5 protein-coding genes and 1 pseudogene are annotated in these 5,088 nt (G+C 68.2%); 5 read left to right on the forward strand and 1 reads right to left on the reverse strand.

The genetic code is table 11. The features are described from left to right. Nucleotides 1-56: 56 nt before the first annotated feature. From TEP_RS13820 to TEP_RS13830, 3 genes and pseudogenes are all read left to right on the forward strand, one after another. A pseudogene (locus tag TEP_RS13820) lies at nt 57-434 on the forward strand (acyl-CoA thioesterase II); the annotation flags it as partial. Between the two features lie 3 nt (nt 435-437). Beyond that, nucleotides 438-947: a pathogenicity-like protein gene (locus TEP_RS13825; RefSeq protein WP_132825649.1), complete on the forward strand. Its 510-nt coding sequence runs from the start codon at nt 438-440 to the stop codon at nt 945-947. 154 nt (nt 948-1,101) lie between these two features. Then, the gene (locus TEP_RS13830) at nt 1,102-2,313 is read left to right on the forward strand and encodes an RNA polymerase sigma factor (RefSeq protein ID WP_206140268.1); all 1,212 of its coding nucleotides are present in this window, start codon (nt 1,102-1,104) and stop codon (nt 2,311-2,313) included. 51 nt (nt 2,314-2,364) lie between these two features. On the opposite strand, the gene TEP_RS13835 is transcribed toward TEP_RS13830, so the two are convergent. Then, complete coding sequence (locus TEP_RS13835; RefSeq protein WP_132825651.1) at nt 2,365-2,925, reverse strand: EF-hand domain-containing protein; 561 nt, start codon at nt 2,923-2,925, stop codon at nt 2,365-2,367. Between the two features lie 156 nt (nt 2,926-3,081). Here TEP_RS13835 and TEP_RS13840 point away from each other — a divergent pair, with 156 nt between their 5' ends. Next, complete coding sequence (locus tag TEP_RS13840) at nt 3,082-3,837, forward strand: arginyltransferase (RefSeq protein ID WP_032975961.1); 756 nt, start codon at nt 3,082-3,084, stop codon at nt 3,835-3,837. Between the two features lie 38 nt (nt 3,838-3,875). Further along, nucleotides 3,876-5,081 (forward strand): endonuclease/exonuclease/phosphatase family protein, encoded by a 1,206-nt coding sequence (locus tag TEP_RS13845; RefSeq protein ID WP_132825652.1) that lies wholly within the window; start codon nt 3,876-3,878, stop codon nt 5,079-5,081. Nucleotides 5,082-5,088 lie beyond the last annotated feature (7 nt).

The raw sequence follows: 5,088 nt of genomic DNA on the forward strand, positions 1-5,088 counted from the left end.
CCCCACTGCTGTCGCGCAGGGTGCACACCGGGCCATCGGCCCAGCAGTAGCGCACGCGCCCGCCCTACCACCAGGTGTGGCTGCGCCTGAGCGAGCCGGTCGGCGATGCGCCGGAGCTGCACCAGGCGCTGCTGGCCTACGCCTCCGACTTCCACCTGCTGGGCACGGCGACATTCCCCCATGGGATCAGCTACTACCACCCGCACGTGCAGATGGCCTCGCTGGACCACGCGATCTGGTTCCACCGCCCGTTCCGCGCCGACGATTGGCTGCTGTACTCGCTGGACAGCCCCAGTGCGCAGGATTCGCGCGGCCTGGCCCGTGGCCAGTTCTTCACCCGTGATGGCGTGCTGGTTGCCAGCACCGCCCAGGAAGGCTTGATCCGCGTGGTTCCGGACCAGGCAGCAGCGGCCGCCGTGCCGGCCAAGGATTGACCTATGCGTCAGATTTTCAGCAGCCAGCGCGTGGAAACCGTGGAAGGCGTGGCCGAGCTCCTGCGCAGCCACGACATCCAGGTGAAGGTCACCAACGGGCGCTCGTACAAGACCCGTCGACGTGGCCAGTTCAGCTATACCGACCTGGGCAATGCAGGCGCCTACCCTGCGGTGTGGGTCGTGCGCGCCGACGACCAGCCGCGTGCGCGCGAGATCCTGCGCGACGCCCGCCTGCTCGACACCACCCGCCGTGACCACCCGACCGCCGAGTTCGCCTTCCGCGATGATGTGCAGGGCAGTACCGGCGGTCGTGGCTGGGCCTGGCGCATCCGCATTGCCCTGCTGGTGGTGATCGCCGGCGTGGCGCTGGTGATCGGCCTGCGCCATCGCGGTGCCCCTGCCCCAACCGCGCCGGTGCCCGCCCCGCAGGCACAGCCGCAGCAAGCACAGCCGACCGCGCCGGCACCGCCGGAAGAAGAGGAAGTGCGGGTCCGCATCCAGCCGTCCACGTAACGCGCAGGTAGTGCCGGGCCCTGCCCGGCGAGCGCAGCGGCCTGACAGAAACGCCGCCGGGCNTGGCCCGGCGCTACCGGGACGCGAACCGGTCACATTCGGCGCGCGGCTCCGTCATGGGACACAATCCCTGCAGGAGCCCGCCGCCATGACGATCTTCGCCGCAAGCATCGACGAAACCCTGGAACGCGAACTGCCGGCCGCCAGCAGCGGTTGCCAGCATGCCTATGGCCGCATCGTGCTGGCCTGCCAGAACACGGTCACCGCCATCGCCCTGGCCATCACCGGCGACCGCCAGGCCAGCGAGGACATCGCCCAGGAAGCGTTCGTGAAGGGCTGGCAGCAGCTGCACCAGCTGCGCAGCGCGAGCAGCTTCCTGCCTTGGCTGCGGCAGATCACCCGCAACCTCGCCCGCGACTGGCTGCGCGCACAACGTGGCCGACCGCTGAGCGGGGAGGCTGCCGAAGTGGCGCTGACCATGGCTGCGGATCCGACCCCGGGCGTGGCCGATCGCCTGCAGCGGCTGGAAGAGGAAATCGCTGCCGAAGACATCATCTCTGCCCTGCCCGCCGACAGCCGCGAAGTCCTGCTGTTGTATTACCGCGAGGGCCAGCATTCGCAGCAGGTGGCCGACCTGCTGGGGCTGAGCGACGCGGCGGTACGCAAGCGCCTGTCACGTGCCCGTGCGCAGGTGCGCGAGGGCCTGCTGCAGCGCTTCGGTGAATTCGCACGCAGCAGCGCGCCCAGTGCTGCGTTCGCTACGGCGGTGGTTTCGATGGTACTGGTGGCCGCGCCCGGCACTGCCAGCGCGACGATCCTGCTGGGAACCGGCGTCGGCGTGGGTGGCAGCAAGCTCGGCCTCGGTGGCGCCAGCGCTGCCGGCGGCACCGCGCTCGGCTCGCTGACCGCCACACTGGGGCAGCTGCAGATGCTGCCTGCCTCAAGCTGGGCCGCGATCATCGGTGGCGTTGTCGGTGGCGCGCTCGGCAGCTATCTCGGCGGCCATTTCCTGCTGTCCTACGCCGAGACCGGCGCCGAGCAGGTCCAGGTCCGCCGCTTCGTCAATCTCAGCACCGGCACCAGCCTGGGCTGGTGCCTGGCCATCCTGTTTGCCGTGCTGCTGCAGGCGCCGATGTGGGCGCAGCTGCTGGTGCTGGCACTGGGCCTGGCCGTGGTCAACTACCAGTGCCTGGTGACGCTGCGGCGAATCATGGCGCCGCTGCTCGCGCGTGATGCAGCCCGGCGTGGGCGTAACGGGATCAACTGGAAGTACGAATCCATGTACGGCCTGACCGGCATGATGGCGGTGAACCTGATCGTCATCGGTGCCCTGGCCTACACGATGACGCTCAGCGGCCGCCTGTAACGGACAACGCCGGCAGTGCGCCGGCGTTGTCGTCGATCACTGCATTGAAAATCAGCGCTGTGGCTTCGGCGCGGCGCCGTCACGCGGGCCGCCGTGGCGCGGGCCACCATGCATCGGGCCCTTGGCGGCGTCGAACTCGGCCTTGCTCAGCTGGCCATCCTTGTTGGTATCGGCCGCAGCGAACCAGGCGTCACGATGCTGCTTCATGCGCAGCTCGCGGTCGACCTTGTCCAGGTAGCCATCCTTGTTGAGGTCGAGCTGGTCGAAACGCGCGGCCAGGCGCGGATCGGCCTTGGCTTCGTCACGGCTGATGCGGCCGTCCTTGTTGACGTCCAGCTTGGCCCAGCGCTCACCGCCGTGGCCACGGCGACCGTGCTTCCAGCGCGGCAGCTCATCACGCGAGAGCTTGCCGTCCTTGTTCTTGTCCAGCTCGTCGAACTTCGCGGCCAGGCGCGGGTTGGCAGCCGCCTCGCTGCGGTCGATGACGCCGTCGCCATTGGTGTCCAGCTTGGCCGGGCGCTGCGCCGGTGCAGCCGGGGTGTCGGCAGCCAAGGCAATGCCGGTCGCGGAGGTGCCGAGCAGCAGGGCCAGCAGCAGGGGGGTACGGATCATGGGGTCACTCCTGGGAATGGGATTGGCATCGGGGTGAACACCTCACCCTCGGAGGACAACAACGCCTGGCCACGACGCCGGTTGACGCAGCCGCCCATTCCATTCATCCGGCGGACAGTCGCCGCCATTGCGACAGGCTGGGGCTATGCTGTGCCCATGGCGAGACATGGCGACAGAGACGACGAACTGCGACTGTTCCAGACCGGCGAGCACCCCTGTGGGTACTGGCCGGACCGGGTTGCACGCGACCTGGTGCTGGACCCGCAGGACCGCCGCCTCGGCGGGCTGTACCCGCTGGCCCTGAGCTGGGGCTTCCGACGCAGCGGTGACCTGGTCTATCGCCCGCATTGTGCGAACTGCCACGCCTGCGTCGCTGTGCGCATTCCGGTGGCCCGCTTCGCCCCGGATCGCAGCCAACGCCGCTGCGCCGCCCGCAATGCCGATCTGGAAGTGCGCATCACCGCGGCCATGCCACGCGAGGATCTGTTCGAGCTGTACCACCGCTACCTGGTGCATCGTCATGCCAAGGGCGGCATGGACGACCACGGCCCGCACGAGTTCGAACAGTTCCTGATCGGCAGCTGGTCGCACACGCGCTTCATGGAAATGCGCCTGCCCGGCCACGATGGCCAGCCCAGCCAGCTGCTGGGCGTGGCGGTAACCGATGTGACCGAGCACGGCCTGTCGGCGGTCTATACCTTCTTCGACCCGGCCCATGCCGCACGCGGGCTGGGCACGTTCGCGATCCTGCAGCAGCTGGAGTGGGCCCGCCGCGAGGGCCTGCCACATCTGTATCTGGGCTACTGGATACGTGAGCACCAGAAGATGGACTACAAGCGGCGCTATCGCCCGCTGGAGGCCTACGATGGCCGCCGCTGGCATGATTTCGATGACGAACTGGACGGACGCTGACAAACCACTGACACCGGGCCAAGTGCACAATATGGCCCATGAACGCCAAACCCCTGATTCTCGGCCTGGCCCTGCTCTGTGGCGCCACCGCTCCCGCCTTCGCCACGCCCCCCGCGATGACCGAAAAACCGTCTGCAGCGCTGCGCCTGGCCACCTACAACACCTCGCTGTATTCGGACGAAGCCGGCGGCCTGATCGCCGAGCTGGAAGGCGACAGCGAACATGCGCGCAAGATCGCCGCAGTGCTGCAGCAGGTGCGCCCGGACCTGGTGCTGCTGAACGAGTTCGACTTCGATGACGCCCATCGCGCCGCCGACCTGTTCCAGAAGCGCTACCTGGAAGTGGCCCAGCCCGGTGGCGGCAAGCCGCTGCACTTCGCCTACCGCTACCTGGCGCCGGTGAACACCGGCGTGCCCAGTGGCCTGGACCTGGACAACAACGGCGTGGTCGGCGGCGAAGGCCGTGGCCGCGGCAACGACGCCTGGGGCTATGGCCTGCACCCGGGCCAGTACGGCATGCTGGTGCTGTCGCGCTACCCGATCGACGAAGCCAAGGTGCGCAGCTTCCAGCTGCTGAAGTGGAGTGCGATGCCCGGCGCGATCCGCCCGGTCGATCCGCGCACCGGCAAGAGCTTCTACAACGACACCGTCTGGTCGCAGCTGCGGCTGTCGTCGAAGTCGCACTGGGATGTACCGGTGAAGACCCCGGCCGGCGTGGTCCACGCGTTGGTCTCGCACCCGACGCCGCCAGTGTTCGACGGCCCGGAAAAGCGCAACGCCGCGCGCAACCACGACGAACTGCGCCTGTGGCAGGAATACCTGTCCAAGGGTGACAAGCCGTGGCTGTGCGACGACAAGGGCCAGTGCGGCGGCCTGGCCCAGGATGCGCGTTTTGTCATCCTTGGCGACCTCAACAATGATCCGGTCGATGGCGATGGCCGCCACGAGGCGATCGTCGAACTGATCGAGAACGCCCGCGTGCTGCGCTACCCCACTCCGCGCAGCATCGGCGCCGAGCAGACCAGCCTGGCCTATGCGGCCAAGGGCATCAGCCGCAAGGGTGCACCGTTCCATGCCACCGGCGATTTCGGCCCGAAGTCCGGCACCATGCGCCTGGACTACGTGCTGCCCTCGGTCGGTTTCGAGTACCTCGGCAGCGGCGTGTTCTGGCCGGCCAATGAGAGTGCCGAAGCGAAGATCGCCGATGGCAGCGACCACCACCTGGTATGGGTGGATGTGAAATAAACCGGTA

This window comes from Stenotrophomonas sp. TEPEL, from assembly GCF_004348785.1.
GTDB lineage: Bacteria > Pseudomonadota > Gammaproteobacteria > Xanthomonadales > Xanthomonadaceae > Stenotrophomonas > Stenotrophomonas indicatrix.